This is a genomic window from Haliea salexigens DSM 19537 (genome assembly GCF_000423125.1).
Classification (GTDB): domain Bacteria; phylum Pseudomonadota; class Gammaproteobacteria; order Pseudomonadales; family Halieaceae; genus Haliea; species Haliea salexigens.
In genome coordinates this window covers 1-4,879 of record NZ_AUHJ01000052.1, presented here as the reverse complement: position 1 = coordinate 4,879, position 4,879 = coordinate 1, and the positions used below count along the sequence as shown (strand labels likewise).

The window sequence follows — 4,879 nt, the reverse complement described above, 5'->3', positions numbered from 1 at the left end:
CCTCTCGGCGCATAGCCTCGCGTGTGCTGGCAGTCGTTTCTGAGACCTGTCTCATCACCCCAGTAAATCTCGGCATTTTCTGCCTTCGCTCGGGCGTGAATCGAGGGGTATTCTTCGTCCAGCCAACGCTGGACCTCAGCAGGGCGCTGCTCATAGGCCTTCTTCTTCGGCTTCTGAACGGTAAAACCCCAACGCTTGAGATACTCACCCACGGTGCGGATGGCGAGTTTCAAGCCCGTGACCTGCTGAATCAGTTGCTGCACTGCTTCACGCGTCCACAGGGCATAGCGCAGCTTGAGCTGGTCGGGTGTCTTGTCGATCAGTTGCTTTTGGATCATAGCTTCCTGCTCCTGGGTCATGCGCCGACCGGAACCTTCCCGGCGCCCCCGAGCTCGGGCCTGCAAAGCCTTTGCGCCGCCGTCCTGGTATTTCTTGATCCAGCGACCGACTGTGAGGTAATGGACACCGACTTGTTCACCAATCTCGCGATGGGTGTATCTGCCGGTTTTCCACATTCGTACGGCCTGTTTGCGTTTTTCCTCCTGGGCCGCGGCAGGAAGGGTGCGAGCGTCTTCATTCATGCAGCCATTATATCATATCTATATGGATGCCGGGTTAATACTATCCCAGTCAAAGTGGCTATGCGGGACTTGAAAGTCCCATATTCATCCCAATGTTTTACATGTACCTGGCAATGACGCCCGGTACAAATTTCAGAGGTAAGCCATGGGAATCAAACCTGGTCCGAAAAGGATTGCCAAATCAACCGGAAAACCCGATAGGCGTCAAAGGGATAACAAGAGTACTCCCGGGAATACGCCGTCACTTAAACCCCACAAGCACAAAAAAGGCGACTAACAGAGTCTTTAGATGGGATTGTAGCCACAGGTAGGAGTTCACGACCCGCACGAATAGAGCGTTCGGTGCGACGGGGAACACTTCTCTACGGTCGGGATCAGCGTAGCCGCATTGCGTCGACTGCAGAGGAGCGCCGACGGAACCTGCCCAGCTGGATCAAGACGGTCCGAGCTTTGCGTATGGTTACCATCATCGACGATCCCTGGTAATCTTGGGGCGATTCATCACGAGGTATTGATCACACCAGGCTTGTGCCGCCGCAAGCACTGCCCGCGGCGATCGCCCCCGCGCGCTGCTCCTCAATAGGGATCAAAATCATCATCGAAGTCGGATGCAATAACCCCTGGCGAATACTCAAAGCAAGTTTCGAGAAAATATTGCACCTTTTTGGCCTTCCTGAATTCGAGGCTATCGATGACATACTCGATGGGGATATCAAACTGGCCGTAATCGTCCAGGGTTTCTCCATGCGGCTTTGGGAACAGGACAACATTGACGCCGCCTTCCCTCTGGACAGATTTGAATAGAATGCCATCGACATTCTCTGAATGGATGTATGCCAGGTATTCAGCCATAGCTTGGGTAATCATGTACTCGTGGGCATGCTTCGGGTGCACAGGGCGCGAGATCAGATCGTGCAGTCTCCGGATGAAGACCAGCCGCTCCAATAGGCGATCATAATCACTGTTGAAGAATGAAATACCCTGAAAAGCCTCCTCGAGGAGATGGAAGTCCAGAACCTTGAGAGGTCGAGTAGTCATGAGCTGAATGACCGCACTCGTACTGCCGATCGCTGGACGTATTTCTGAAACGGCCGTTTCGAGGTCTTGCGCCGCATAGAGGACGGAGACGCCATCAGCATTCATACGCCCGGGCCCTGCAACTCCTGCCGGAGAAGGCCCTACCTGGCCCATAGGTTCCCTTAGAACCGCCTCAATCAGAGACTGGTCCGAGCAGTCTCTTGCGCGGTACACTTTGGTCCCCTCTGGTAGCGTTGAAATGATAGGCTGCTCGCCGTCACGGTAAACGCACAAATCGTCCAAGCCACCAAACAGACCATCGAAAAGCTCGATTGCCGCCGGACTGAAGTATCGGTGGCGATTCTGTATCTGCTGAGATGCTGTATCCCATTGACCCAACAAATCCAGCGGCCGAACAGTGCGCCACTCGTAAAGCCGATCCCCATCGAAGAAGCCGCCATCAGGGTCGCTGTGGTCGTATGGCTCGGATTCAAATAGTGCTTCCAGCAGGTCTGGAAGGAATCCATTCTGGTCTCCCAGAATGTCGCGCAAGAAGTAATCTAGCTCCTCACCTTGAGGCTCTTCCCAACCTCGATCATCGTCTTCAGAAGCGAATTTTCTGATCGTTCGCCCATAGGTCAGTCGCTCCTGTAACATCGGAGCTATTATCTCTGCGAGATCTTCGGCTGTGATAGCAGGTGAAGAGTCTTGCTCGCACTCGGAACACAGGCGAGATCGCATGCCAGCAACTAACATCTTAAAGTGTTCATCATCGAAACAGTCAGTGCAGAGAGCCGCCACGCCAATTTTTCCTCGTCGGTTGGAGATAGATAGTATTATGCTGGTTTCGGGGATGAATATATGGTCACCTGATCACTCTCCATAGTCTTAATCGATCACCTGTGGTACTACTCCACCAGCCCGGCGCAGTCGCTGACGGATCCCCTTGATGTAGCCAGCATCCTTTAGCTGATCTGTATCCAGATTCAGGGCACAGTTCAGTAGCGTGGAAAAACCTTTATCGGAAATGGAGAAGTCACTGGGTATCCGGCTTCCGGCGAGGTCTCTCTGCTCCTCGATCGCGCGGATCAAGGCTCTAACTGTATCGGATATCGATGACCTAGCCGACTCAGTACCGGCTTCTGTAAGAGAATCATGTGGATAACTCTGGGCGGTCTCAGCGTTTCTACCAAGGGCAGATACGACTTGGTCGATACTAGGCCAGTACTTTAGGTCAAACTGACCCTGGATAGGCACCAGGAGATCCTTGACCCAGCCTTCAAAACTCGGCACCTCACGGCCGGCATCCATGATGAGATCCATAATGCTGTAATGCGTGTCACTACCAAACCCCGAGCTGTTGTGTAACTCCTCTCGCTGCAACAATAGGGTAGCCAGTTCCTCAGACACCTTCGCAATTCTAGCGTTGGTGCCGTCTAGCTGGCGCTTCTCTTCACGGGCCTGTGCCAAGTGATCAGGGCTCCAGTGGGCCATGATACTGAGCACTATCCGGAGACATTGCTCAAACGTCTGTCTGGACCAGCCTCTTGAGGAAAACTCATCATAGAGTTCGTTCATTTCTTGTTCACGCGCGAGCAGATTGCGGCTCACTGCATTTTCACTCGGCAGAATCCCTTTGGCTTGGTTATAGCGAATCTCTTCCTCAAGGAATGATCGGCACAGCTCATGGGTATCTAACGGGGTGGGTGCGTTCATGTTTCGGTCTCCGGCGAATTATCGTAGAGGGATACTAAGACGCCGAACTCGGTGTGGTCAGTATCTGAAACCAGAAAGATAATGTTCGACTTAGATACCCCGCTAGAAACTTGGGAGGCCACATACTGTGTCCTCCGTTAGAAGCAGTTGTAGCTGAAAGTGCTTGGTGGGAGCCGAGGGAGTCCTGATGAATTGTTCCAACTTCACGTAGACCGGAGGAGCGGCTATGTTTTCTAGCAAGCTGGCTAGTCATAGTTGCAGCCTAACGCTGAAAACGTGGTGTCCAGTGCTCCCGTCTATCACCTTCTTCACCGGCTCTTCCTGCTGCGGAAGTTCATCGACACTCAGCACAGCAAGTGCTTTCCCGTAAGCGCCGAGAACCCCTAAGTCCGCGCAGCAACGCTGATGTGGTCGTAACGTCTGAATTTAAATGACCTTTACATTCTTGAAAATGGGAGCTGTGCGCATAGGCTATCCTGCATGGGCCAGGCAGTTTCAGATGTTCAACGACAAACACCAGCGTTCGGACCAGCGCGGCGCGTAGTCCGCCTCGGGATCCAACTTGCGAGAGCCGCCGCGCTGCGCACAGCCCACCCAGCGCTCAAAGGCCGGATCGGCGATCCGCAGGCGCTCTTCAAACAGATAGCCCACGCGCACCTTGTCAATGGCGGTGCCCCGCTGATCCACGATCCGAATTATGGCTTCCCGATGCTTGTCCGCTGCCGCATCAAATACCCGGAGCACATGTTTCATACCACCGGCCCATTGGGGATGGCGCAGACAATCGAGTATGGTCTGCCCCACGCTCGACATCGGTAAGGCCTGGGTTCCCAACCGCACCACCTCTCCCAGCTCACCAATATTGTGCCGGTGGACTCGATGTGCACCAATACGGTCCAGTTTGTGCCAGGTCAACCGCGGTAGCCCACTGTCTAGGTACTTGCTCAGATCCTCGCCGAGATCGTCTGCCATGCGCGCCATGGCAGCTCTACGCCAAGCGCTGGGAGGTGGCGACGTCACATACACCTGTGGCGACTTCTTCGTTGCCAGGCCATGCTGCACCAATGCGGTGTGATGGGAGAGATAACAGAACGGATCGACCAGGCAGGCGCTGACCGCGGCCTCCGGCTTCTCTTGCCCCGCCAGCAGCATAAAGTGCCGTGGATACCGAGGTGCACGCGACACAATGCCGGCATCGATCAGGCGCCGTGCGATCCTTGTATAGGGGTCCTAGGGATTTTGCCTCCAAATATTGCAAAAACCGCCGGAGGCCCCGCCATCCGTGGTCTGCAGGGGGCTATTAGTTTCTAATGCGCTGAGAAATTCGGTATCTTCTTCGACCTTTAGGTCAAAGAATGAGCAGAAACAAGCGGCTATCAATCCTCACTGCTGCCGAGGTCGAGGATCTATACGGCGTCCCATCCTTCAATGAGTCATACCAGCGATTCTACTTTACGCTGAATGACAAAGAACTAGCGGAGATATCGAGAATAAGGCAACGCAAATATCGTTGTGTGGCGATTGCTTTGCTGGGCTACTTCAAATGCAAACCGGTCCTGCTTAAC

The 4,879-nt window shown here is 53.9% G+C and carries 5 protein-coding genes; 1 reads left to right on the top strand and 4 read right to left on the bottom strand.

All coding sequences use genetic code 11. The annotated features are described in order from the left end of the window. The 4 genes from G533_RS23005 to G533_RS22995 form a co-directional block, all read right to left on the bottom strand. A partial coding sequence (locus G533_RS23005; RefSeq protein ID WP_035529248.1) for an IS630 family transposase occupies window positions 1-581 on the bottom strand: 581 nt, incomplete at its 3' end. Between the two features lie 576 nt (window positions 582-1,157). Then, window positions 1,158-2,399, bottom strand: coding sequence for an RES family NAD+ phosphorylase (locus tag G533_RS23000; protein ID WP_051230700.1), 1,242 nt, complete (start codon window positions 2,397-2,399; stop codon window positions 1,158-1,160). 87 nt (window positions 2,400-2,486) lie between these two features. Next, the gene (locus G533_RS0119060) at window positions 2,487-3,314 is read right to left on the bottom strand and encodes a hypothetical protein (protein WP_027951280.1); all 828 of its coding nucleotides are present in this window, start codon (window positions 3,312-3,314) and stop codon (window positions 2,487-2,489) included. Between the two features lie 495 nt (window positions 3,315-3,809). Next, window positions 3,810-4,499, bottom strand: a complete 690-nt coding sequence (locus G533_RS22995; protein WP_144079960.1) for a type IV toxin-antitoxin system AbiEi family antitoxin domain-containing protein — start codon at window positions 4,497-4,499, stop codon at window positions 3,810-3,812. A 170-nt stretch (window positions 4,500-4,669) separates the two neighbouring features. Here G533_RS22995 and G533_RS0119050 point away from each other — a divergent pair. Continuing rightward, a partial coding sequence (locus G533_RS0119050) for a DUF4158 domain-containing protein (RefSeq protein ID WP_027951279.1) occupies window positions 4,670-4,879 on the top strand: 210 nt, incomplete at its 3' end.